We start from the raw sequence: 25,282 nt of genomic DNA on the forward strand, positions 1-25,282 counted from the left end.
ACCAAGCTGTGTATCCGGTATTAGCATTCGTTTCCGAATGTTATCCCAGTCTTACGGGCAGGTTACCTACGTGTTACTCACCCGTCCGCCGCTAACCTTATCCCGAAGGACAAGATCCGCTCGACTTGCATGTATTAGGCACGCCGCCAGCGTTCGTCCTGAGCCAGGATCAAACTCTCCAAATTGGTGTTTGACTTGCTCATTACTTAACTAGCTATTTAAAACATTGTCGGATTTTGACGTGATCCATTTGTTCAGTTTTCAAAGAACTTGCTGTCACATTTTGTCGTGACAAGAAACTATATTATCAGCTTTCGTCGACCGTGTCAACAGCTTGTTTCACATTTGTTTGTGATTCATTCTGTTTTCGTGTGTGTCTCAGAAGCGACAAGAAATAATATATCATTCGCGAAAAAAGATTGCAAGTTGTAAAATTTGACAAAATAATCGAATATGCAGAATTCATTCTCGTATAAATTACGATAAATGAATCTTATACGCTCACTTAATGAAAATGCCCATGCAAAGGCTGCACGGGCACTTTTACTTAATACTGAAATCATTATATAGATGTTTCACCTAATAAACGCAATAATTCGGCTTCTTCTTCAATTACGGTTATGCCCAGCTCCCGTGCTTTCGTCAGCTTGCTTCCAGCGCTTTCGCCGGCAATAACGAAATCCGTCTTCTTTGACACGCTGCCTGATATTTTTGCGCCGCATGCTTCAAGTTTTTTCGCTGCTTCATCCCTGGACAACGTCGGCAATGTTCCCGTGAGAACAACCGTCTTCCCGCTGAATACACTGTCCTGCCTCACAACGGGCTGCTGTTCAGCTTCGGCCTTCACGCCAAGCTCCCGCATGCGCGTAATGCTGGCTAAAATAATCGGATCGCTAAAAAATCCGACGATGCTTTCAGCAACGATGCCGCCGATATCAGGCAGAGTAACCAGCTCGTCCGCTTGCGCTTGCATGATCGCATCCAGACTGCCGTAATGCTCGGCCAACATTTTTGTAGTCGCCTTCCCCGTATTCGGAATACCTAACGCAAACAAAAACGCCGATAAATCGCGATCCTTGGATTTTTCAAACGCATCAAGCAGCTTGCGAGCCTTCTTTTCTCCGAAACGTTCAAGCTTAATGAGATCATCGTATGTCAAAGCATACAAATCAGCTGGGTCTCGAACGTCGCAATCTTTATAGAGCTGATCCGCGGTCATGACGCTGAACGTATCGATGTCCATTGCATCCCGGGATGCAAAATGAGTAATCCGTCCAATGATTTGCGGCTGACAGCCAAGCTTATTGTTGCAAAATAGATGAGCTCCGCGCTGTTCGAGCTCTGTGCCGCATGAAGGACATTCGGTTGGATAGACGATTTCCTTACCTGGCTCTTCGTCTGCCTTACCCAATATTTCAGGGATGACATCATTCGAACGGCGAATGGTAACGAGCGTTCCTAAAGCATGTTTCAGGTTTTTTCGTTCGATATCACCTATATTGTTAAGTGTACAATTTTGAACTGTTACGCCTGCAAGGTCCACCGCTTCCACACGAGCAACCGGCGTTATTTTGCCTGTACGGCCAACTTCCCACGAGACCGATTCCAGCACCGTCGTCGTTTCTTCCGCCTCAAACTTGAAGGCAACAGCCCAGCGAGGAAACTTATCCGTGTAGCCAAGCGCTTCTCGCGTCCGCATATCTACAACCTTCACAACGGCACCGTCAATCAAAAAGTCCAGCTGCTCGCGCTGCTCCGTAACGTGAGCAAGCTCCGCCTGCACCTCTTCGATCGTATCCTTATAAGTCACGTAAGGATTCACTTTAAATCGGTTGTCCCGTAAAAATTGCTGCATCTCGCGATGATCCGAGAACGAAACCCCGTCTGCGTAGCCAATGTTATAGAAGAAAGCGTTCAGCTTCCGCTCGGCTGTCACCTTTGGATTTAAATTCCGGAGAGCTCCCGCAGCCGCATTTCGGGCGTTTTTGAGCGGCTCAACCGCCGTTTCGTTATATTTCGCAAGCACGGACAGCTGCATAATGCCTTCACCTTGCACTTCAATAATGCCATCGTTAAAAGGGATCGTGAGCGGAACCGAACGAATCGTCCGTACCTGCTGCAAAATACCTTCGCCTACCGCACCGTTGCCTCGCGTTGCGGCTTGAACCAGTTCTCCGTCCTCGTAAGTCAGATTGAGCGTCAGGCCGTCGAATTTCAACTCGACAACATAAGTCGGCTGCGGCAGCGGCTCCTCATCCGGATGCTTCGCGTTGTAGTCGGCGACCGCTCTGAGCAGGCGGGTGTTCCAAGCAAGCAAATCTTCCGCGTTCTGCGCTTTGTCGAGGCTCCACAAACGAGCCCGGTGCTTATAGGGCTCGAAGCCTTTGAGCAGCTCGCCCCCCACTCGCTGCGTAGGCGATTCCGGCAATACGATACCGGAAGCTGCCTCTAATGCAACAAGCTCATCGTAGAGCTTGTCATAATCCACGTCGTTTATCGTAGGCTGATCAAGCGTGTAGTATCGATAATTGTGCTCTGTAATGACCGCAACCAACTGCTGCATCCGTTCCAATTGAGCATTCACGGGAGGCTCCTCCTTCTAATCGTCCAAAATAACTGATCAACGTTACACCTTCGTTATCGGGGCAAATCCCGCCAGCAGCCGCTTAATTCCGACCGGGGCCGGAAATGCGATTTGGAGCTCCATATCGTTGCCCGTCCCTTTGACGGATACAACGACGCCTTCCCCCCACTTGCCATGTTTGACTCTGTCCCCGGCAGCAAAGCTTTCAGGCGTGCCATCGCTCGCCGCCCCGCTTGCTCCGGCCGCCCGTGCGGCATCCTGCAGCGGCGTGCTCACCCGCACGCCGCCTCGGCCGCCAATGGCGGCCGGTACCGTTCCCCCCATACCCGGGGAACGCCCTCCTGCTCCGGGCGCGCCGTAGGCTGGCGCGCGACCTGCGCTGCCGGCGCTGGTGTTGCTGCGCCCGATAGCACGAGTATACCCCCCGCCGCCGGCCGAGGCGCTCTCCCTCACGCTTTCTGGAATTTCCTGCAGAAAGCGTGAGGGAGCATTACTGCCTGTGCGGCCAAATAGCGTCCGCATTCTCGCACATGTCAAGTACAGCCGCTTCTCTGCGCGGGTAATCCCTACATACGCAAGACGGCGCTCCTCCTCGAGCTCCTCATTATCGGCAAGCGCACGGCTGTGCGGAAAGACGCTTTCCTCCATACCGATAATGAACACGACCGGGAACTCCAGACCTTTGGCGCTATGCATCGTCATCAGCACGACCGCATCCTTGCTCTTCTCCGCGTCCTCTTCATCCTTGTTCATCGAATCGATATCGGCAATCAACGCCAAATCCGTCAAAAACGCGACCAGCGTACGGTCTTCGTTCCGCTTTTCGAAGTCCATCGTCACCGACAAAAACTCATCGATATTTTCAAGCCGGGCCTTCGACTCGAGCGTGTTCTCCTGCAGCAGCTCCATTCTGTACTGCGACAGCTCCAGCACCTTCTCGGTAAGCTCCGTAACCGATAAATATTCAACCATTCTAGTCAGGTTATCGATAATATCATGAAACTCGCGAAGCAATGTTCTTGTACGGCCATTAACCTCTACGTCGCCAAGATCATTCAATACTCGATAAATGGATGTGCCCCGTCTTGCCGCTTCCTCCGCGAGCTTTCCAACCGTCGTATCCCCGATGCCCCGCTTTGGAACATTAATGATACGCAGCAGGCTAATGTCATCATCCGGATTTGAAACAAGCTTTAAGTAGCCCAACAGGTCCTTGATCTCTTTACGATCGTAGAACTTTATGCCGCCAACGATTTGATACGGTATATCCGATTTTATAAGTATTTCCTCAATGACCCGGGATTGTGCATTCGTACGGTACAAAATCGCATGATCACCGAACTTATAGCTTTTATTCACATTTTTGCGGATTTCACCCGTAACAAAGTACCCTTCGTCATGCTCGGTATCCGCTTGATAAAGAGAAATCAGATCGCCCGCTCCTTGATCCGTCCAAAGCTTCTTCGGTTTACGGCCAGTATTCAGCTTAATAACCGCATTCGCCGCATCGAGAATGTTGGCCGTAGAACGATAGTTCTGCTCCAGCATAATGGTCCGCGCCTCGGGATAATCGCCTTCGAAATTCAAAATATTCGTAATGTCAGCGCCGCGCCACCGATAGATCGACTGGTCACTGTCACCTACTACACATATGTTATGATGCTTATCCGCAAGCATTCGGGTCAACATATATTGAGCGCGGTTCGTATCCTGATACTCATCGACGTGAATGTAACGGAACTTGTTCTGATAAAAATCAAGCACCTCGGGAACATCCTTAAACAACTGGATCGTCATCATAATCAGGTCGTCGAAATCGAGCGAGTTGTTGCTTCTGAGCCGCCTCTGGTACTTATCGAAAACTTGGGCAACGATGCCTTGAAAATAGTCCCCGACCTTTTGCTCGTACTGCTGCGGCGTGACCAGTTCATTTTTCGCTCCGCTAATGGCAGCCTGTACAGCCTTCGGCTCGAATTTCTTCGTATCGATATTCATATCCTTCATACAATTCCGGATAACCGAAAGCTGGTCTGACGAATCCAATATCGAGAAGCTCGACGTAAAACCAATGCGGGCTATATCTCTCCGAAGGATACGCACGCACATCGAGTGGAAGGTCGATACCCATATATCCCGTCCCGAAGGTCCAATAAGCGCACTTACCCGGTCCTGCATTTCCCGCGATGCTTTATTCGTAAAGGTGATGGCTAAAATACTCCATGGCGCCACACGCTTCTTCTCTATTAAGTAAGCAATTCGATGGGTCAACACGCGCGTCTTACCGCTGCCCGCTCCAGCCATAATAAGCAGCGGCCCGTCAGTTGTTTGAACGGCTTCCCGCTGCGGCGGATTCAGCTTTTGCACCGCTTGCTCGATGCTAATATGATTCAACATGCTCCGACTCCTTTGTTCGCATATGTTCGCCTTATCCCAGTGTAGACAACGACCTGCCCGCGTGTCAATTTACCCGGCAAAAAAACTCATTAACATTTTCTTCTTTAACTTGCCTATATGCCCGCTTATAGCCAAGCTCTATTGCGATCTCCCCCTCAAACACCACCATCTTTAGCGCCTTTGCTTCACTATCCCTTTAGCTCAGGAAATCAAAATACCGAGTGACGCCTGCTCCTAAGACGGGGGAGAATGAAGCAAGCGAATAAAATGACTGCACATCAAACAAATCTAAGTTCTCGTTCCTGAGCTAAGGGGAGAGTGGAGCAAAGGCGGAAAATTCAACTAGTTGAGAAAAAGGATGGGGCCATCGATGCAGTAAAAATGACGCCATAACGCATAAGAGTGGAATTTCCCCTTATACAGTAAGGCGCCATTATTTTACACGAACTTATTTTGAGGTGCAGACGACGTACCGGCTACTTGATGTTAATACTGCCGCTATCGACATCACGCACCGCTGCAACGGTGGAAAGGGCAGCCTCGAGGTCGCTATATATAACGTTGCCGACGACGACGGTATGCGCCGCTTCTGCAGCTTGGCGGGCTTTGTCCGCATTATCGATGCCACCGCCATAGAAAAGCTGCGCATGGGCAGTCGCCGCCTTTGCACGTCTAACAAGCTGCATATCGCCGAACATGCCGCTGTATTCCAAATAAATAACCGGAAGCCGCATCAAGCGGTCGGCCATTCGAACATGTGCGATTAGCTCCGCTTCGCTTAGTCCGGTTTGCGCTTCCGTTATTTTGGCTGCTGTCGCATCCGCATTTAAAATAATATAACCTTGCGCGGCCGTCTCTTCCCACGGCACGAAGGAGCCATATTCCATGAGCCCTTCCGTTTGCCGTCCATTTATCCATTCTGCCCGGTTCGTGTTCAGGACAAGCGGGATAAAGTAACCGTCAAAGCCGGGAACGGCCCCCTCCAAGGCAGATACCTCGAGCGCGCAATCTACTGAATACCTCCGAATGCGCGCCATGAGATCGACTGTATTTTCAAAAGTCACTCCGCTGGAGCCTCCGACGATTATTGCGTCCGTACCGGATGTACAGATAGCATCCAGCGCTTCATCGGATAATTCCCGATCCGGATCGAGCTTAAACACATGCCTCCAGCCGGAAAACCAAACCTCATTCATGAATGACCAAGCCTCGCTTTTTCAAGAGATCAATTGCCGCAAAATTGCGTTATCCCTTTATGCTATGTCAGCGTGGATAGCGTGTCAAACGGCTGCTTAAACTTTGCCTCTGCAGTAAGTCACCCTGTAACAAAAAAATACCGTCCTCCCTAATATAGAGAAGACGGTACGCCATAGAATTAATGGTTGGTTTGTTATTTGACCAGCTGCCCGCGCGTTACACCGAGCTGGTTGATCGCTTTGAGACTGCGCCATACCTGCGTTCCGCTTATACGGCCGTCGAGCGCATCGCGGTAAAGCGAAAGCACCTCAAGCACCTTCTCTGGCGTCTCTTCCAAAAACTCGACTCGGAAGTTGGACACGCCAAGTCCGACGAAGTTGCGGATATACTCCGCACCGGACTGTTCAATCGCATTATATACGGTGTTGCGGCAGCCTTCGTCTACTCGTACCGGATGCGCCATGCCGATTCGATCCTGCAAGGATGCGCGCTTCTCTTCACACGGCCGTCCGCAGTTCGTAAAGTCTGTTCCTTCACTCATAAAGGTGCAATATACGCAATGCTCCGTGTGGAACATCGGTAAATGCTGATGGATGACCACTTCCAGCTTCGACGTATCCGAGCTTTCGAGCAAATCAACCATTTGCTGAATGTTCAAGTCGTACGACGGTGTAATAAGATCGAGGCCCACCTCAGTAAACAGGTTTACCGCTTTATGGTTCGCTACGTTAAGCGAGAAATCGCCAATGAGCTTAGGGAAGGGCTTATCCGGATTGGCAGCGCGGGCACGCAGATAATAATAGAGCGCGCCAGTGTTGCGTACAAGTACGGCGTCAGGCTGAAGCTTCAAAATATTCGCATGGTAGCCGTTCTCACCCGGCATATGAATACGGGGCGTTGCCAGCGCAATCGGCTTGCCCGCTTCACGCGCAGCGGCTACAGCGGCCGGGAATTGCTTAATAAACTCAAAATCGGCGTAAACATATGCCACATCGGTTTTCACCGCGGCTTGCACCTGCTCCAAGCTGCGGCATAATGCAACCAGCTTGGCATCCTTGCCGCTTTTCGGCGTCAAAACGTTCTTCTCGGCGGCTCCGCCCTTGAACGCGTCAGCGAGTGCGTCTACCGTATGCTTCACATAGACTGGCGGCTTCGGCCGCTCGCCTGCGAGCAGCTCCACCGCTTCGCGGCGCAGCCGGTTCAGCTCGCGAATCGGCACGATCAGATCGCCTTGCAGCTCGACTTCCAGCTTTTCCAGCTGATAAACCGTACCGCCGAGCCGTCCAAGCTGATCTTCAAGGAGCGCCGCATCCATCGGCCGCTTCTGTGCTTGCTCCAGCTCCAGCTCGGTCGCGACCTCTACGGTCGTCCCCTTCTGGACATCCGTCCACCATGTGCGCATCGGCTGCCCAAGCGCCCCGGTGACTCTGACATGAAGCGGAAATACGCGATACGGCTTTTCCGTTTCAAAGGTAGCTCTCAGCCGCTTATCAAGCGCCGGATCGCTGGTCTTCCATACGCGGTCGCCGACATGCACCTTGCGCAAATCAACATCGTTCCGGCCCGCAACAAGCTCAATTAACGTGCCTTCCTGCGCTTCGCTTTCGATCTTAACGCCCTGACGGCGGATATCATATACGCGGCCGCCCTCTTCCTTCTTCGTCGGGTCGCCTGCGTCGAACACAATGCCATCTCCGCGCTTAAGCGGCGCTTCGATCCGAAGTGTAACGGCATCACGCATAATGCGCTCTACCCGGCCGAGGTAGACCCCTCGGCTTTTCGGGAACGTGCCTTCCACTAGCTGCTTATTGTTCGTTCCCGACAGAAAACCATGCGTGAAGCCGCGCGAGAAGCTTTGCTGCAGCTCTCGTACTTCCTCCACCGACGGCTTTGACAAATCGCCTTCGAAATACTTATCGATTGCGCGCCGATACTTGCTTACGACATTCGCTACATATTCCGGACTTTTGAGGCGTCCTTCAATTTTAAACGACGTTACGCCCGCTTCAATGAGCTCTGGCACGATATCAATCGCCGCCAAATCCTTCGGCGAGAGCAAATACGCGATGTCTCCCATCGGCTGCACCTCGCCATCGACCATCAAATCATACGGCAGCCGGCAAGCCTGCGCGCATTCGCCGCGGTTCGCGGAACGGCCTCCCCACATTTCCGAGGTGAGGCATTGTCCCGAATACGACACGCACAGCGCACCGTGCACGAATACCTCCATCGGAAGCTTTGCTTGCTCGCCGATCGTACGAATTTGCTTCAGGTTATTTTCACGACCCAGCACCACACGCTCCAAGCCGAACGGCTTCGTGAACTCCACCGCCTCCGGCGAAGTAATCGTCATCTGTGTCGAGCCGTGTATCGGGAAGTCCGGGGACATCTCGCGAATCAGCTTCACCAAGCCTAAATCCTGTACAATAACAGCGTCAACACCCGCATCTATACACATTTCAATAAGCTTCTGCGCGTCTCTAAGCTCGTCTTCAAATACGAGAATATTAAACGTCAGGAACCCTTTTACCCCATACGTATGAAGAAACGCCATAATTTCCGGCAAATCCTCGCTGCGGAAGTTGTTCGCGCGGGCGCGCGCATTAAACTTCTCCACACCAAAAAATATGGCATCCGCACCATTCGCCACAGCCGCCCGCATGCAATCCCAATCGCCGGCCGGAGCCAGCAGCTCTATATCTGATCTTATTAATTTTGTTGTCATTATAACTTTTAGCCCCTCACATTTTAGAAACCCTGCTCTTATTAGTGTAACAAACCGCGACAGTCTATTCCACCTCACATTGCTGCCAACACGAAGCGCCACAAAAAAACCGATTCCCGCATAAAGGGAACCGGTCTTTAACGCTGCTAATTCATTAATTAAAACGGATGGATTGCGCTACATCGTTTACGCGTTGAAGGTTGCTTGCCGTCGCGTGGGCCTCATAAACGGCAAAATTGAAAACAAGCACACCGTTAGTTGTATCGAATAAATAATATATCTCGGTAACTGGCATACCTGAAGTCGGTTTTGCCGTATTTACAACAAGCTTATATGCTGTTTTACCATTAATCGTTACCGTTGCAGACTCTTTAATGGCCAGTCCAATTGCCCTTGCTTCAGTTGTGTTTGCATATTGTCCAATGGCGGAAGTAATTGAAGCTGCATCGCCCTCTGCCTCATAGATACCCATTTCGCCGCCGGAGAAGGTATAGAATACTTCATCTTTGTCGAAATTATTTTGCAAGCCATACCAATAGGATGGAATTTCAATGGAGTATCCGTAAACAGAGCTGCGTTTCGTTATTTTTTTGCTGCGATCAACCAGATCATTCTCGTCCTCGACCTGATCAAAGTTTTTCTCAATGTAGGCTGTGTCGATATCCAGGGTAGCTATAACTTTTTTGTAGGTTTCACTGCTCTTCGAGCTGTTTGCCATATCGTAATAGTAATCGATAGAGTAACGGTAATTCCCGGCAATAAGCATAACCTCATTGACCATGGTCCAATTTTGAAGATCGTACGTGTACTCATAGCTTAACACCAGTGCATTGCCATCCTGCAGCTTCAATGTTGATGTCGTTATATTCCGAAGATAATTGCTCGCGTAATCCTCGCGCACAAGCGCCTCTCTGCGAGCAACCCATTTCTCTAACGTATCGCCTGCTACTACAGAAGACAAGGAGAAGAATAAGGAGTCATATTCGCTGTGATAGGTTGGTTTCGCGCTTTCCTTATCGTTGAACCAGCCGGTCGGCAGCTTAACCGTCAAGCCGAAATCAACATCCTTATACGTAATAACGCCATCTTTAACCTTTGTGATGTCCTTTACCGCTTTGTCGGCCGTATTAAACGAAGGCTTAAAGCTGTTCAGCAGTACCTCATAACCATTCAATATCTTTTTATCCGAACCCTTTGCCCCGACAATAACCACATAGAAATTTGAACCTACCTGGATACCGCGGTACTCGTAATAAGTTTTATCTTGTTTAGTGTAAGTAACAAGCTTCTCCAAGCTTAGTTCACCTACTAAAATCGTACGTTTGTCGACCGCATATTCGTCGCCTTCAAAATAGCCTTGCAGCATATCGCGTTGTTCTTCGCTTGTCAGTTCACTTTCACCGACATGCTCCGTAATAACGATTACTTGAGCATCTTCCTTTGCGTCTGCCCATCTTACAAAGTCGCCGCTGTCGCTTTGTTCCACTTGCACGAGACCGGCCGGGTAGTTCATCGACCAGCCGTTGTAGCTGTCCCCTACTTTCGTTTTACCAAAATCGGTATCGATCGACGTTCCGCCAGTACCTGATGATTGCGCGCGCACTCCGATAATAACCGTTTCTTTCGTTGTATTGTCTGCCGTAATTTTTGCGCCAAACGCTTCGACGATGACCCGCAGCGGAACCATTGTGGCTCCTTTGACGACAACAGGAGCTACCGCTACCGTTTTCACTACGCCATTCACCTTAACCGTCTTGCTTCCGAACGTTAATACGACTTTTCGATCGTTGTAGGTCAATGTAATGACATTGCCATTTTCCAATTTAAGTCCTGCACCAAACGCATTTGTAATGACCTTAAGAGGTACCATTGTCGTACCAGCGGTGACGAAAGGTGCTTGTACTGTCGAAGCTTTGCCGTTAATTTTCACCGTCGCGCTTCCCGCCTTCAGGCGGACTTCTACCTTTGTTTCCGCGTCTGCTGCGAATACGGCCATTGGCATCAGCGACAGCACGAGCAATGCAGGAAGAATTATTGTGATCATTCTTTTGAACAAATTAAGTTTCATAATTATAAAGGCTCCCTTATTTTCGGATAACAGCTTATTTACCAGATATTAGGACTTGGATTAACCTGCAACGAGCGTCAGCTTGCGCGTAACAAGATCGCCATCGATCTGAAGCATAACGTCAACCTGTTGACCAGGCAGAAAGCCCTTCAGCAGCTCATTGAGCTCGACAATTGTAGACACCTGCTTGCCCGCTACCTTATAAAGCTGATCGCCGTTTTGAATACCGGCCTTCTTGGCTGAATCTGATGAAACGGTTTTGACCGTAAGCGGATCAGAAGAAGGTATACCGATAATGGCCGACCAGCTTTCCTCAAGCTCCAAGCCGAGCGAAGCCCGTTTGACATATCCGTATTTAAAGAAATGATTGGTTACGTATTGTACAGTATCCGCCGGAATGGAGAAACCGAGATTATCAACACCGACTTCTACGAATTTTAACGAATTAATGCCGATTACTTCACCTTTCATGTTGACGAGAGGTCCGCCGCTATTTCCCGGATTAATAGCTGCATCGGTTTGAAGCAGGTTATAGGCCGACGAGATGCTGCGGTTCATGCCGCTTAAAATACCGCTTGTTGCCGTGTTGCGGAGCGAGAACGATACCGGTGTCCCGATTGCGATAACTGTTTCACCGACCTGCACCTTAAGTGGAGACGAGGCAAGCTTTGCAATTGGCAGCTTCTTCGCTTTAATCTTTACTAGCGCAAGGTCGCTAGCCTCATCCGAATGTGTGCGAACCGCATCATACTGCTTGCCGTCTGCGGTTACGACGACCAAATTCGTCATGTCCTGCACGACATGCGCGTTCGTCACAATCCAACCGTCCGCGCGTATAACGACTCCCGTTCCATGTGCGAGCGCATAACGGGGATCTGCCGAACCGACATCCCTTGGCTTCCCTATAATGGCTACGACAGATGGCGAAACCTTCTTGATTACGGAAGGAATATCGACAGGCGTATACACATAGGTGTTTGTTTTTGAATCAAAAGTACCGGTTCCGCCAAGTGCGTTCGTTAATGAGCTCGCTTTGACATACACTTCGCCATTAATTTTTTTGGCATTCATGGCATGCGATGATGTCGTACCGGTACCTGCGGCCCATGCCGTTCCTGCAGCAACAAGTGCCCCAAGGACAATGAAGCTGCTAATTCGAAGCATTCTGCGGTTCATGAAGTCACTCTCCTCAATCCTTTTACCGTGCAGGCTGACGCACGTTTCTACCATTTCATCCAAGTGTTAAAAATTAACAAGCACGAATTAATATAGCATATATTACCATATACAACAATCAGATTTTACTAGATTAATAGGATATAGGAACGAAGCCGATCGACCTACATCCCTCTGTATGCTTGTTTTGTTCTGTTATTATGCGATTTTGTCAAATGTGCTCTAGGCTTATGTGTTCCTATAAGAGAAGTGTTATACTAGGAGAGACTGCGAAAACAATCCATAAGATGGATTTGGGAGGTATAATTACAAATGAAATTAGGTGTATTTAGCGTACTTTTTTCACAAAAGCCGTTTGAAGAAGCACTCGATTATATTGCATCCAAAGGGCTTGAAGCTATCGAAATCGGAACAGGCGGATATCCGGGTAACGCGCACTGCGACCTTGATGGACTGCTTGCCGATGAAGCTAAGCTGAAAGCGTTTAAGCATGCGGTAGAATCACGCGGTTTAATGATTAGCGCACTTAGCTGCCATGCTAATCCGCTTCACCCGCAAAAAGCAATTTCGGCTGAGCATGATGAAGTTATCCGCAAAACCATTGAGCTTGCAAACCGTCTCGAGGTTTCCGTTGTAAATACATTCTCAGGATGCCCAGGCGATCACGAGGATGCTAAATATCCGAACTGGCCGGTTGCACCATGGCCGAACGATTTCCAAGATATTTTGAAATGGCAATGGGAAGCTAAAGTTATTCCATATTGGTCTGAGATTGCAAAGCTTGCTACAGCAGGAGGCGTGAAAATCGGTCTTGAGCTGCACGGCGGCTTCTCCGTCCACAGCCCTTCGACTTTACTTCGTCTGCGCGAAGCGGCAGGTAATGCAATCGGCGCCAATCTTGATCCAAGCCATATGTGGTGGCAAGGAATCGATCCTGTTCAAGCCGTACATATTCTCGGCCGCGCAGGCGCGATTCACCACTTCCACGCGAAGGATACGACAATTGATCCTATTAACGTGAATCACCACGGCGTAACGGATATGCAGTCATATGCTCTTATGCTGGATCGCGCATGGCAGTTCCGCACAGTAGGCTATGGACATGATCTGAAAACATGGGCAGATATCCTCAGCGCGCTTCGTTTGGTCGGTTATGACTATGTTGTCAGCATCGAGCATGAGGACGGTTTGATGTCGGTTGATGAGGGCTTCACTAAAGCGGTACAAAACCTGCAGCAAATTCTTATCCGCGAGCCGCTTGGCGAGATGTGGTGGGTTTAAACCATTCTTAATATCAAAAAAAGGTCTGCCGGACTTGTCCGGCAGACCTTTTTGTTCTAATTGCTTAAGCTAACCAAACTTTAGTGATCATAATGAAGTCGATCAACAAAAACAATCCAAGCGAAACTGCTGTAAAGCCGATCGCGAAAATGTTTTTCTTTGGACGCGCAACCAACAGTCGTACGAACCCGATCGCAATCAATACGGTAAAGGCAAGCATAAAATAATCGAATGTACCAATTTTACTTGCAGTCTGAGCTGCTTCTTCTGCTGCTAAAAACATGAAGGGACCTCCTTTTTTTTCGCACGTAACCTATTTTACTATATGTTAGCTTTAAGTTGCTGCGGGCGCAAGTCTGAAACTTGATTCGTAACAACTTTGTCACGATTTCCTGCAAAACACTTCATTAATAATAAAAGTAAATGGATTGCATAATAAAGTCTTATTAGTGGCCTGTTTCCATCCATTGTAGCTCTATCTAAAATGTGTTAACATCATCATAGTATATTCATACCTAGTTCGTCGGAATTTCTTATCAGGTATGAATCACATTCACAAGGGGGATAAAACACATGGCTTACGAAGCTATTTGGATGAACGATACTTCCAAATTGAATAAATTCGAGTTTGTTAAAATGGAAAAGGACGGCCTGGACGTCATTCGCACGATTATTGAAAAGTATTCGAAAGAAGGCTATTCCTCTATTCCGGAAGACGATATGAACCGTTTCAAATGGGCTGGCGTATATGAGCAGAAACCGCGCGATGGTCATTTTATGATGCGAATTCGCATTAACAGCGGTATTATGACTTCCGAACAAGCACGCATGATCGCTTCCATCGGACGCGATTACGGGCGTGACCTTATTGATGTTACGACGCGTCAAGCAATTCAATACCACTGGCTTAAAGTCGAAGACCTGCCGGACATTTTCACGCGTTTAGAGCAGGTTGGCTTGTACAGCTTTGAAGCGTGCGGCGACTGCCCGCGTACGATTGTTGGTAATCCGCTGGCTGGCATCGACAAAGACGAATTGATTGATACCGTTGATCTTGTTGAACAGGTTAACGATTTTTATTTGATGAATCGTGATTTCTCAAATCTGCCCCGCAAATATAAAATGTCCATCTCTGGCAATATCTATAACAATGCTCATGCGGAAATCAATGACCTTGCTTTCGTTCCTGCTGCAAAAGTTATCGACGGCGAAGAGGTTATCGGATTCCATGTATATGTTGGCGGCGGCCTTTCCGCAAAGCCTCACCTGGCAAAGTCGCTTGATATTTTCGTGCGTCCGGAAGAGGTACTTAAAGTTTCAGTGGGCGTAACAACGATATTCCGTGACTATGGTTACCGTGAAAAACGTCACCAAGCCCGTCTGAAGTTCCTTGTTGCTGATTGGGGTCCAGAGAAGTTTAAAGAGAAGCTGATTGAAATTATTGGCGAGATGCCTTCCCGTGGCGAAGACAAAACCGTTGGCTGGCAAGCTGCTTATTTCGACGGCGTACACCCGCAAAAGCAAGAGGGCTTGAACTACATCGGATTAAACGTTCCGGTAGGGCGCACAAACTCGGATGAGCTCGAGCAGCTTGCCGATCTGGCCGAAAAATATGGCGACGGCAAAGTCCGTACGACAATGTCGCAAAACATTTTGATCGCCGGCATCCCTGACAATAAAGTAGAAGAAGTGCTTCAAGCGCCTGTACTGCAGCGTTTGACGCCAAATCCAAAACCTTTTATGAGCCGTACCGTTTCCTGCACAGGTAACGAGTTCTGTAACCTTGCTGTTGTTGAAACCAAAGAACGCGCTCGCAACGTAGCTCAATACTTGGATGAGAACGTTGAGCTTGATGAGAAAGTCCGCATTCACTTTATCGGCTGCCCGAACGCTTGCGGTCAGAAGCATATTGCCGACATTGGCTTGCAAGGCTCTCTAATCAAAACGCCTGAAGGTATGGTTGACGCGTTCGATATCGCTGTCGGCGGTATTCTCGGACCGGATGCTCAGTTCAACACACCGCTGAAGGGCCGTGTCAAAGGTGACAATGTCGCCGATGTCCTTAAGCAATTGATTGAGTTTTACAAAGAGCAGCGCGAAGCAGATGACACATTCCACACATTTGTGAAACGTGTCGGCGTACCTGCATTCCAGGAAAAGCTTACTGAAATTTTGGCTGTTTAAACACAACATTAAAATAACAAAAACCGCTGATGGTATAGTTTATTCACTATCCATTAGCGGTTTTTTTGTATATTTAAAACCTTCACTTATGATTCTCTATGTAAGCAGCCAGCTTCCCTTTATTGTCCATATTCACAGAAAATAAAAACAGCAAGCCGATATTTATCAGCCTGCTGTTTAATCCATCCTTATTCAGCCGCAGCAGCAACCTTCTCCTGCTCTTTATATTGCGCAATCGTCCGTTCACGGTCACGCTCCAATATCGGCTTCAAATACTTGCCGGTGTACGATTGCTCCACCTTCACGACTTGCTCTGGCGTCCCTGTTGCAACGATCATTCCGCCGCCGCTGCCGCCTTCAGGCCCGAGGTCGATTAAATAATCAGCCGTTTTGATAACGTCCAGATTGTGTTCGATAACGAGTACGGATTCACCGGAATCCACCAAACGGTGTAATACCATCAGAAGCCTGTCGATATCGTCTACATGAAGGCCGGTTGTCGGCTCATCCAAAATGTAAAGCGTCTTGCCAGTGGAACGACGATATAGCTCAGCCGCCAGCTTCACGCGCTGCGCCTCGCCACCGGACAAAGTCGTCGCAGGCTGGCCAAGCTTCATATATCCAAGCCCGACATCGAGAAGCGTCTGCACCTTACGTTGAATACGCGGAATGTTCTCAAAGAAGGAGCATCCGTCTTCGATCGTCATCTCCAGCACTTCAGCGATGTTTTTGCCTTTGTATTTCACTTCCAGCGTCTCGCGGTTGTATCGTTTGCCTTTGCAAATCTCGCAAGGAACATAGACGTCCGGCAGGAAATGCATCTCGATCTTAATGATACCGTCGCCGCGGCATGCTTCGCACCTGCCGCCCTTGACGTTAAAGCTGAATCTGCCCTTCTTATAGCCGCGAACCTTCGATTCATTCGTATTCGAGTACAAATCTCGGATATCATCGAACACGCCGGTGTAGGTGGCCGGATTAGAGCGCGGTGTCCGGCCGATTGGCGATTGGTCGATGTCGATTACCTTCTCCAAATGCTCGATTCCGCGCATCTCCTTGTATTGTCCCGGACGCGTCTTGGCTTTGTTCAAATCACGTGCTAACGTCTTATAAACGATCTCATTGACGAAAGTCGATTTGCCCGAACCGGATACGCCCGTAACAGCTGAAAATACGCCTAGCGGAATTTTTACGTTCACGTTTCTAAGATTGTTTTCCTTCGCTCCGCGAACCTCGAGCCACTTATCGCTCGTCTGACGACGCTCCGTCGGTACAGCGATAAACTTCCGACCGCTCAAGTATTGTCCTGTAAGCGAATGCTCATTCGCCATTACTTCTGCAGGGGTACCTTCAGCGATCACATTACCGCCGTGGATACCTGCACCTGGACCAATATCAATAATGTAGTCGGCCGCAAGCATCGTATCCTCGTCATGCTCAACGACGATCAGCGTATTGCCGAGATTACGCATATGCTCTAACGTCTGAATGAGCCGGTCGTTATCGCGCTGGTGCAGACCAATACTCGGCTCATCCAAAATATAAAGGACGCCCATTAAGCTGGAGCCGATTTGCGTCGCCAGTCGAATACGCTGCGCTTCGCCACCAGACAGTGTACCCGCTGCGCGGCTTAGCGACAAATATTCCAGGCCGACGTTAACGAGAAACCCGAGCCGGCTGTTAATCTCTTTAAGAATAAGATTAGCAATCGCTAGCTCCTTTTCAGTCAACGTTAACGAATCAAAGTAGCGCTGCGCTTCCCCGATTGACAGCGACGTAACATGAGCAATGTTTTGCGAGCCGATAGTAACAGCCAGACTTTCCTTGCGGAGCCGTTGTCCTTTGCAGCTGCCGCATGGCTTGGCGCTCATATAATTCTCGATATGCTCGCGCATCATATCCGATGCCGTATCTCTGTAGCGGCGTTCCAAGTTGTGAACGATGCCTTCGAATGGCACGTACGCCTCTTTGCGATGGCCGAAATCATTTTCATAGAGGAAACGAACGCGCTCTCCGCCCGTTCCATACAGCAGCTTCTTCATTTGCTCAGGCGACAATTCCGCTACCGGAACGGTTTGCGGGATATCGTAATGCTCACAAACCGCGCTTAGAAACTGCGGATAGTAATTGGATGTGCTTCCTGCCCACGCTAGAAATGCAGCGTCGTCGATGGATTTGGTAGTGTCGGGAACGAGTAGATCCGGGTCGACGATCATTTTCGCGCCTAGACCGTCGCACTCCGGACATGCTCCGTAAGGGCTATTGAAGGAGAACATGCGCGGCGCAAGCTCCTCAACGCTGAATCCGCACTCCGGACAAGCGAGGTTTGAGCTGAAGAGCAGCTCCTCTTGGTCGATAATATCGACGAGAACCCGGCCTTCCGAAAGCTTAAGCGCCGTTTCAAGCGAATCAGCGAGCCGGCTATGAATGTCCGACTTGACGACGATCCGGTCAACGACGACCTCGATGCTGTGCTTTTTGTTTTTCTCCAGCTCAATCTTTTCACTTAATTCCCGCAGCTCGCCATTTACTCGAACACGTACGAAGCCTTGCTTCTGAATGTCCGCCAGCAGCTTGGTATGCTCGCCCTTACGGCCGGAAACAATCGGCGCTAATATTTGCAGCTTCGTCTTCTCCGGGTATTCCATAATGCGGTCAACCATTTGCTCAACCGTCTGTGACGTAATTTCAATACCGTGCTCCGGACAGTGCGGCTTACCTACGCGTGCGAACAACAGCCGCAAATAGTCGTAAATTTCAGTAACTGTACCGACCGTGGAACGCGGGTTGCGGCTCGTCGTCTTCTGGTCGATGGAAATGGCCGGGGACAACCCGTCGATCGAATCGACATCCGGCTTCTCCATCTGTCCAAGAAATTGACGCGCATAAGCGGATAATGATTCAACATACCTCCGTTGGCCTTCCGCGTAAATGGTGTCGAAAGCGAGAGAAGATTTCCCGGAGCCGCTTAGCCCTGTTAATACGACAAATTTGTCCCGGGGAATCGTAACATCAATATTTTTAAGATTATGGGCGCGCGCGCCCTTAATAACTATTTTATCGCTAGCCAATCGTTTCTCCTCCTACTTATCCCATCTCAGCGCGCAGCTCTAGCAGGGCATCCCGAAGCTCCGCGGCACGCTCGAACTGCAGGTTCTTTGCCGCATCCTTCATTTCCGCTTCCAGCTTTTGAACAAGCGCTAAGCGATCCTTCTTCGTCATCTTCTCGGCGCCGGCGCCGGTTAAATAATCGGCCTTCTGCTCCGCCACTTTTGTCGCTTCGATGACATCATGCACCTTTTTGCGGATCGTTTGCGGTGTAATACCATGCTTCTCATTATAGGCAAGCTGAATCGTGCGCCGACGTTCCGTTTCCTTTATCGCTCGATCCATCGAATCAGTTATTTTGTCGCCGTACATAATGACCCGGCCCTCGCTATTGCGCGCCGCGCGTCCTATCGTCTGGATCAGCGCGCGGTCGGAGCGGAGGAAGCCCTCCTTATCCGCATCGAGGATCGTAACTAACGATACCTCCGGTAAATCAAGTCCTTCACGAAGCAAGTTAATTCCGATAAGAACGTGGAATACGCCCAGCCTCAGGTCACGTAAAATAGCGAGCCGCTCAAGCGTCTTAATATCGGAATGAAGATACCTGACTTTAATTCCGATTTCCTTCATGTAGTCGGTCAAGTCCTCGGACATCTTCTTCGTTAAAGTCGTTACGAGCACACGCTCGTCCTTTGCGATCCGGTCGCGGATTTCATTCAGCAAATCATCGATTTGTCCTTTTGTCGGACGAATATCAATGATCGGATCAATGAGACCGGTAGGCCGGATAATTTGCTCCGTCATTGTATCGCAATGCTCGATCTCATAAGGTCCCGGCGTAGCCGATACATAGATAAGCTGTTTCGCCTTTGCCTCAAATTCCTCAAACCGAAGCGGCCGGTTATCCATTGCTGAAGGAAGACGGAAGCCATGATTGACCAGCATCTCCTTTCGGGCACGGTCACCGTTGTACATCGCCCGGATTTGCGGCAATGAAACATGTGATTCATCGATGACGATAAGCATATCATCCGGAAAATAATCAAGCAGCGTATACGGCGTTGCTCCGCGCTCCCGGAAAGTCAGCGGTCCGGAGTAGTTCTCGATTCCGGAGCAAAAGCCCATCTCCGCCATCATTTCCAAATCGTATCGCGTCCGCTGCTCCAGCCGCTGCGCTTCCAGAAGCTTGCCTGCTTCACGCAGCTCGATCAGGCGTTCCTCCAGCTCCCGTTCAATATTAACGATCGCCATTTTCATCGTATCCTCGTGGGTTACGAAGTGGGAAGCCGGGAAAATAGCGATATGATCACGCTCACCGACAATTTCGCCGGTCAGCACGTCGATTTCCGAAATGCGCTCGATCTCGTCCCCGAACAGCTCCACCCGGAGTGCCCGCTCATTATTCGCTACGGGAAATATTTCAACGATATCGCCGCGCACGCGGAAGGTTCCTCGCGTAAAGCTAATATCATTCCGCTGGTACTGGATGTCGACCAGCTTATGAAGAATCGCATCGCGCGGCTTCTCCATGCCGACCCGCAGCGAAAGCACGAGGCTTCCGTATTCCATCGGGGAACCAAGGCCGTAAATACAGGAAACGCTGGCAACGATAATGACATCCCGCCGTTCGAACAAAGCGCTCGTCGCGGAGTGTCTTAATTTATCGATCTCATCGTTAATACTCGAATCCTTCTCAATAAACGTATCGGTAGAAGGGATGTATGCTTCCGGCTGGTAATAATCGTAGTAGCTCACAAAGTACTCCACTGCATTGTCTGGAAAAAACGTCTTAAACTCACTGCACAGCTGAGCTGCCAGCGTCTTATTGTGCGCAATTACGAGCGTCGGCCGATTCAGCCTCGCTACCGTATTCGCAATGGTATACGTCTTACCAGTACCTGTAGCGCCGAGCAGCGTCTGATGCCTCTTGCCTGCCGTAATTCCCTCTACAAGCTGCTCGATCGCTTTCGGCTGATCGCCCTGCGGCGTGTAATCCGACTTCAATTCAAACAGCTTCGTTTCCTTAATAAGCTCACTCACGCCTGTCATCCACCCCCATCGTTCCGATTGCTATTAACATTATAGTCAAATATATCTGATTCAAGCGTATTTTCCCGAAATAAGAATGTGTGTTCCCGTATATTATACCGTTATATTGCAGCCGTTGCAATGACCGGAATTGTAAATTACCTTCCTTTTCTTCATTCCAACTTTCATATTAAAAAACCGTCCTATGATCCATGGACCATTAGGACGGCCTTATTTAAGCACATCTTTTTGCGGCGTTTTATCCATACCTGCTCAGTTCTTCCTATCTTTCCGCCTGCTCTGCCTGCCCGATACCTGCAACGCCTTGCGCAGGCGCGGAACCGCGGCGATTTGAGGTGCGGGAGCTGCGCAGCAGCTCAAGCAGCGACGCAGGTCCTGAAGCGGCGTAGTAATTGGCCTGCTCGTCCGGCGCTAATATAACGCCCAGCTGATGATGCTCGCCTGCAAAACGCGCCCGCTGCGCAAACTTCAGTTCACCCGCAAGGTTCATAACCTCCAGCTTACAGAAAGCCGAGTTTTGAACTAATGCTTCATAAAGCTCTTCCTTCGATCTCACACGCACGCCGTTTACCTTATGCAAAATTTCGCCGGTTTCAAGCCCCATTGCTGCGGCTGGCGTTCCCGGCACGATGCCTAGTATGCGCAAGCCGCGCGAGTCATGCACATATAGAGGCGAGTGCGCCGCCTCAAGCGTTCGGCTGCGCCATATGATCGCTTCATGCAGAAGCAGCGAAGCGAGCGCCGCAACCGGAAGCAGCATCGGCTGCCACCAAGCAGCGAGTGCCGCAGCAGCTAAGCAAATGCTGTACAGCAGCAGCCCTTTGGCTGCATGCTTCGCCTTCTCCCGCGGCAGCATCGACCTCGTCATTTCCGTAAAGCCGATAATCATCGGCAGCGCAACGAACGACCAGCCTTGTGACCAATCCGCTCCGAATAAGGGCGTCCATGGTAATGCAGTCGTTGACGCTCCTGTGCCGGTTACCGGAACCAGCATGAGCAGCGGTACCGGCCAGAAGCCCTGAAGCATGTAGCCGCCTACCAGCTTGCCTCGTTTTCCTTCCAAAAACAGCGGCGTCGCTAACCGGTTGCCCTGCCAACGCACAAGCACCGCTTCGGCCAGATGAAGCAAAGCCACCAGCACCAGCAGCCCCGCCGCGTCAATTCGAGCAAGCGATGCAGCCAATGCTCCGATCCAATCCGCACGTTCCGCAAGCGGAGTCCAGCCCATAATCCATTGCAGCAGCGTTATAACCCCTGCGCTATATGCGAAGCACAGATATCGAATGCGCATGAGCATTAGCAATGCTGCAGCCGCCCAAAGCCAAATAACCGATTCGGCTGTCAATGCCACACCGATAAATGCACCGGCGAGCGATACCCCTACACCAATCAGCAGACCTGCAAACAATGCTCTGATAACCAAGCTCGGCCAATTGTGCAGCTTAACTGCAAACAATTGCCGTTCCATCCGGATTTGTCTCGTATACTGTAAAACAATAAATAATACCGCAATATAGTAGAATGGCTGTGAAACCAATTGAACAGCCGCTTGTCCGAGCATTTTCAGCACTTCCAACACCGTTTCCAAAGCCGACACTCCTTCGCATGTTCCACGTTGGTCAAAAAAATAAAAGGCCGACTCTATCATGCAGAGCCAACCTCTTATTCATTCGACACCCGCGCGCTATTTCCTGCCTACAGCCTTAATCGCCTCATGCAGCTGCGTATCATTAGCTTTGTCCTGAATCCATTTAATAACGGCCTTCTCAAGCGACTCGGCCGTCTTCTGATCGATTTGTCCGGTTGCTTGCAGACCATGCTCCGTCTGGAATTTCTTAACCGCTTCTACCGTTTCGGCTCCAAAATATCCATCCTCCCGCTTTGGCTCGTACCCAAGCCCGTGCAGCATAATTTGCGCGCTTCGCACCTGCTCGCCAATCATATCCAGCTTCAACGACTCCGTTAACGATAGACGTGCCACCGTATATAAATCCGGCGGCTGAACGGCGATATCCGGCTTAATGCCGTTCTCGTGAATCCAATTGCCGTTTGGCGTTAACCATTTTGCAATGGTCATCTTCACTAGACTGCCATCTCCGAGCGCCTTGTTGTAGCTGACCTGAACCGTGCCTTTGCCAAAGGAAGTCTCGCCGACCAGCTTTGCACCGGCGCCCTCCTGCAGAGCTCCAGCCAATATTTCTGACGCGCTTGCGCTTCCCTTATTCATAAGGACGGCAATCGGATACGATTTGCTTTGCCCTTCCGAAACCGTCTTCTCACGGTTCCCATCGCGATCCTCTACTTGCACGACCGTTTTGCCTTTTGCCATAAAGGACTGCGCGATCTCCACGACAACTGGCAGCACGCCTCCCGGATTGTTGCGCACATCCAGCACGAGTCCCTTCATCCCTTGCTTCTCGAGCCGTGCGAGCTCTTCTTTAAACCGTTCCGCCGTATGAAGCGAGAACTGGCGAATTTCAATGACCCCGACGCCGTCAGGACGCAGGTTGCCATACACCGTTTCCACGTCGATATCGTCGCGGATAAGAACGAGTTGAATCGGTTCGGAGAAGCCTGCCCGTTGAACCTGAATCTTCGCTTTCGTTCCTTTTGGTCCGCGAATTTTCGCAACGGCATCCTGTAAATTCAAGCCGTCGAGCTTCTCTCCGTTCACGGAAAGCAGCACATCCTTCGCCAGCAAACCCGAACGTTCAGCAGGCGAGCCCTTTATTGGAGAAACGACAACAATACGTCCGTTCTCAAGCGTTACCTCTGCGCCGATGCCAGTAAACGAACCTTCGATCGATTCCGAGAAATGCTGAGCCGCAGACTTTTCCATATAAACGGAATAGGGATCGTCAAGGGAAGACATCATCCCGCTTACAGCACCATCCAACAGCTCCAGACGATCGACTTTTTGATAATATTTTGTCTCGATTAATTCGAGCACCGCGTTAAGCTTCGTCAGCTCTTCTTCCTTGAGCCTGTAACGCCCGCCCTCATCGGCCGCCACAGCCGTAAGGGCCGGGGCCGACGGCTCGTCCGGCTTAATGATTTGATCCGCAAGCGTTAATGTAACGAGCACGGATGCAATCATCGTCAGCATAACGAACGCGAATACTGTGCGTCCTTTGAATTGCACCTGTCTACACCACCTTCTCATCGTACACGGTCTTATGTTTAAGACCAACCTAGTATATGACAAGTAGCTTACAATTATTTGTCTTATCCTGCAAATATCGCCTCAATGGACAAATAAGGGCAGCCACATGGGCTGCCTCCTGATTGTAAGAGTATGACTACCTTTATTTCAAGTAGCTGCTTGGATTAACCGGCGTTTCGTTTTTACGAACTTCAAAATGTAAATGAGGCCCCGTCGAATTACCCGTGCTGCCAACCTCGGCGATTTTCTGGCCTTTCTTGACGGTCTCGCCTTTGTCTACCTTGATTCCGCCGTTGCGGATATGACCATAAAGCGTCCATAAACCGTTGCCATGGTCAATGATAACACAATTTCCATATCCGCTCCACGATTGTGCTACGATAACAACTCCATCCTCAGCCGCATAAATATCGGTCCCTTGCGGGGCGGCAAAGTCTATACCCGTATGCGTATGCCTCTTGCCGGTTATGGGATGAATCCGGGTACCGAAGTTCGAGGTCACCCGGTAACTGTCTTTGATCGGCATTCCAAGTCTTCCGCCGCTATAAGGGTTTTGAATTCTATTTTTCTCGGCGTTAAGCTTAGATACCTTCGCAGCGAGCGCCATAAGGAGCGCCTCCTGCTCCTCGCTAATATCCTCGAGCTGCTCAAGCTCGCTGTCGATCTCCTCCAACTTGTGGTCCAGCTGCTGTATATTGCTGTTGTAGCTTGCAATCATCAATTGCTTCTCTTCTTCCTTCTTCGCAAGATGAGCCTCGTAAAGCTCAAGCTTCTCATATATCTTCGTCACTTCGGCAAACTGCTTCTCTACCTCCGCTTTTTTGAGAGCGACAAGCTCCTGTTCCTTCCTTTGCTCCTCCAAAATATCGCGGTCCTGTGCCAATATCGACTGAAGCGCGTCAAATCGATCAATAAAATCAGTAAAGCTCGTTGCACTGAGCAAAACGTCCATATAAGAAACAAATCCGTTCGTATACATTAGGCGCATGCGGGATTGCAAAAGCTTGTTGCGCGTTTTTACCCGCTCCTCTGCCTGCTCCAGTTCAAGGCCCGTCTGCAGCAGCTCTTCTTCCTTGGCATCCCGCTGAGCAAGTGTCTTCGTTTTCGTGAGAACGACATTGTCTATCTCGGCAAGTATGTTGTTAATCGAGTTTAGAGCTTCCGTTTTCTTACCCTCGATATCTACCTTGTCATGCTTTGCATTTGCCGCTTGCTGTTGCGCTTTTGCCGCCTGACGCTCCGCATTTGCAGCCTTTCTCTCAATTTCCTTCATTTCTTGTTTGGCTGCATCGAGCTGTTTCTTAATATCGCTAAGAGAAGCCGCTTCTCCGCCTATCGGCTGCAAGGCAAACACCGTAACCATCATTACGGCAATCAATCCAACCCATTTTCTCATCTTCACGTTCTCATCCA

At 49.8% G+C, this 25,282-nt stretch carries 14 protein-coding genes and 1 rRNA gene; 2 read left to right on the forward strand and 13 right to left on the reverse strand.

Going from position 1 to position 25,282, the window contains the following annotated elements; all coding sequences use genetic code 11:
* From DFP97_RS17555 to DFP97_RS17590, 7 genes are all read right to left on the reverse strand, one after another.
* Positions 1 to 185: ribosomal RNA gene (locus DFP97_RS17555) — 16S ribosomal RNA — on the reverse strand; the annotation flags it as partial.
* 377 nt (positions 186 to 562) lie between these two features.
* Positions 563 to 2,563, reverse strand: a complete 2,001-nt coding sequence (ligA, locus tag DFP97_RS17565; RefSeq protein WP_114381693.1) for an NAD-dependent DNA ligase LigA — start codon at positions 2,561 to 2,563, stop codon at positions 563 to 565.
* A gap of 63 nt (positions 2,564 to 2,626) precedes the next feature.
* Positions 2,627 to 4,978, reverse strand: a complete 2,352-nt coding sequence (gene pcrA / locus DFP97_RS17570; RefSeq protein WP_181873565.1) for a DNA helicase PcrA — start codon at positions 4,976 to 4,978, stop codon at positions 2,627 to 2,629.
* Between the two features lie 476 nt (positions 4,979 to 5,454).
* Positions 5,455 to 6,174, reverse strand: coding sequence for a heptaprenylglyceryl phosphate synthase (gene pcrB, locus DFP97_RS17575; protein ID WP_114381504.1), 720 nt, complete (start codon positions 6,172 to 6,174; stop codon positions 5,455 to 5,457).
* 194 nt (positions 6,175 to 6,368) lie between these two features.
* Positions 6,369 to 8,900, reverse strand: coding sequence for a U32 family peptidase (locus DFP97_RS17580; RefSeq protein ID WP_114381505.1), 2,532 nt, complete (start codon positions 8,898 to 8,900; stop codon positions 6,369 to 6,371).
* A 154-nt stretch (positions 8,901 to 9,054) separates the two neighbouring features.
* Complete coding sequence (locus DFP97_RS17585) at positions 9,055 to 10,968, reverse strand: stalk domain-containing protein (RefSeq protein WP_114381506.1); 1,914 nt, start codon at positions 10,966 to 10,968, stop codon at positions 9,055 to 9,057.
* A 60-nt stretch (positions 10,969 to 11,028) separates the two neighbouring features.
* On the reverse strand, positions 11,029 to 12,144 hold the full coding sequence (locus tag DFP97_RS17590) for a S1C family serine protease (RefSeq protein WP_114381507.1): 1,116 nt from the start codon (positions 12,142 to 12,144) through the stop codon (positions 11,029 to 11,031).
* A gap of 312 nt (positions 12,145 to 12,456) precedes the next feature.
* Here DFP97_RS17590 and DFP97_RS17595 point away from each other — a divergent pair, with 312 nt between their 5' ends.
* A complete protein-coding gene (locus DFP97_RS17595; RefSeq protein WP_114381508.1) occupies positions 12,457 to 13,425 on the forward strand; it encodes a sugar phosphate isomerase/epimerase family protein in 969 nt (322 codons plus the stop codon).
* 64 nt (positions 13,426 to 13,489) lie between these two features.
* On the opposite strand, the gene DFP97_RS17600 is transcribed toward DFP97_RS17595, so the two are convergent.
* Positions 13,490 to 13,708, reverse strand: a complete 219-nt coding sequence (locus tag DFP97_RS17600; protein WP_114381509.1) for a hypothetical protein — start codon at positions 13,706 to 13,708, stop codon at positions 13,490 to 13,492.
* Between the two features lie 290 nt (positions 13,709 to 13,998).
* On the opposite strand from DFP97_RS17600, the gene DFP97_RS17605 reads away from it, so the two are divergent.
* Positions 13,999 to 15,609: a nitrite/sulfite reductase gene (locus tag DFP97_RS17605; RefSeq protein WP_114381510.1), complete on the forward strand. Its 1,611-nt coding sequence runs from the start codon at positions 13,999 to 14,001 to the stop codon at positions 15,607 to 15,609.
* 188 nt (positions 15,610 to 15,797) lie between these two features.
* On the opposite strand, the gene uvrA is transcribed toward DFP97_RS17605, so the two are convergent.
* From uvrA to DFP97_RS17630, 5 genes are all read right to left on the reverse strand, one after another.
* Positions 15,798 to 18,680 (reverse strand): excinuclease ABC subunit UvrA, encoded by a 2,883-nt coding sequence (gene uvrA, locus DFP97_RS17610; protein WP_114381511.1) that lies wholly within the window; start codon positions 18,678 to 18,680, stop codon positions 15,798 to 15,800.
* 16 nt (positions 18,681 to 18,696) lie between these two features.
* Complete coding sequence (gene uvrB, locus DFP97_RS17615; protein WP_114381695.1) at positions 18,697 to 20,697, reverse strand: excinuclease ABC subunit UvrB; 2,001 nt, start codon at positions 20,695 to 20,697, stop codon at positions 18,697 to 18,699.
* 271 nt (positions 20,698 to 20,968) lie between these two features.
* Positions 20,969 to 22,285: a PDZ domain-containing protein gene (locus DFP97_RS17620; protein ID WP_245976385.1), complete on the reverse strand. Its 1,317-nt coding sequence runs from the start codon at positions 22,283 to 22,285 to the stop codon at positions 20,969 to 20,971.
* A gap of 105 nt (positions 22,286 to 22,390) precedes the next feature.
* On the reverse strand, positions 22,391 to 23,848 hold the full coding sequence (locus DFP97_RS17625) for a S41 family peptidase (protein WP_245976346.1): 1,458 nt from the start codon (positions 23,846 to 23,848) through the stop codon (positions 22,391 to 22,393).
* 163 nt (positions 23,849 to 24,011) lie between these two features.
* Positions 24,012 to 25,265 (reverse strand): murein hydrolase activator EnvC family protein, encoded by a 1,254-nt coding sequence (locus tag DFP97_RS17630; protein ID WP_114381697.1) that lies wholly within the window; start codon positions 25,263 to 25,265, stop codon positions 24,012 to 24,014.
* Positions 25,266 to 25,282: the final 17 nt, after the last annotated feature.

The sequence above is a fragment of the Paenibacillus prosopidis genome (genome assembly GCF_003337375.1).
Taxonomy (GTDB): Bacteria; Bacillota; Bacilli; order Paenibacillales; family Paenibacillaceae; genus Pristimantibacillus; species Pristimantibacillus prosopidis.

Excerpts from the sequence above, each read along its gene's own strand:
- ligA (WP_114381693.1), bottom strand. The coding sequence starts at position 2,563 with ATGCAGCAGTTGGTTGCGGTCATTACAGAGCACAATTATCGATACTAC.
- pcrA (WP_181873565.1), bottom strand. The coding sequence starts at position 4,978 with ATGTTGAATCATATTAGCATCGAGCAAGCGGTGCAAAAGCTGAATCCG.
- pcrB (WP_114381504.1), bottom strand. The coding sequence starts at position 6,174 with ATGAATGAGGTTTGGTTTTCCGGCTGGAGGCATGTGTTTAAGCTCGAT.
- DFP97_RS17580 (WP_114381505.1), bottom strand. The coding sequence starts at position 8,900 with ATGACAACAAAATTAATAAGATCAGATATAGAGCTGCTGGCTCCGGCC.
- DFP97_RS17585 (WP_114381506.1), bottom strand. The coding sequence starts at position 10,968 with ATGAAACTTAATTTGTTCAAAAGAATGATCACAATAATTCTTCCTGCA.
- DFP97_RS17590 (WP_114381507.1), bottom strand. The coding sequence starts at position 12,144 with ATGAACCGCAGAATGCTTCGAATTAGCAGCTTCATTGTCCTTGGGGCA.
- DFP97_RS17595 (WP_114381508.1), top strand. The coding sequence starts at position 12,457 with ATGAAATTAGGTGTATTTAGCGTACTTTTTTCACAAAAGCCGTTTGAA.
- DFP97_RS17600 (WP_114381509.1), bottom strand. The coding sequence starts at position 13,708 with ATGTTTTTAGCAGCAGAAGAAGCAGCTCAGACTGCAAGTAAAATTGGT.
- DFP97_RS17605 (WP_114381510.1), top strand. The coding sequence starts at position 13,999 with ATGGCTTACGAAGCTATTTGGATGAACGATACTTCCAAATTGAATAAA.
- DFP97_RS17630 (WP_114381697.1), bottom strand. The coding sequence starts at position 25,265 with ATGAGAAAATGGGTTGGATTGATTGCCGTAATGATGGTTACGGTGTTT.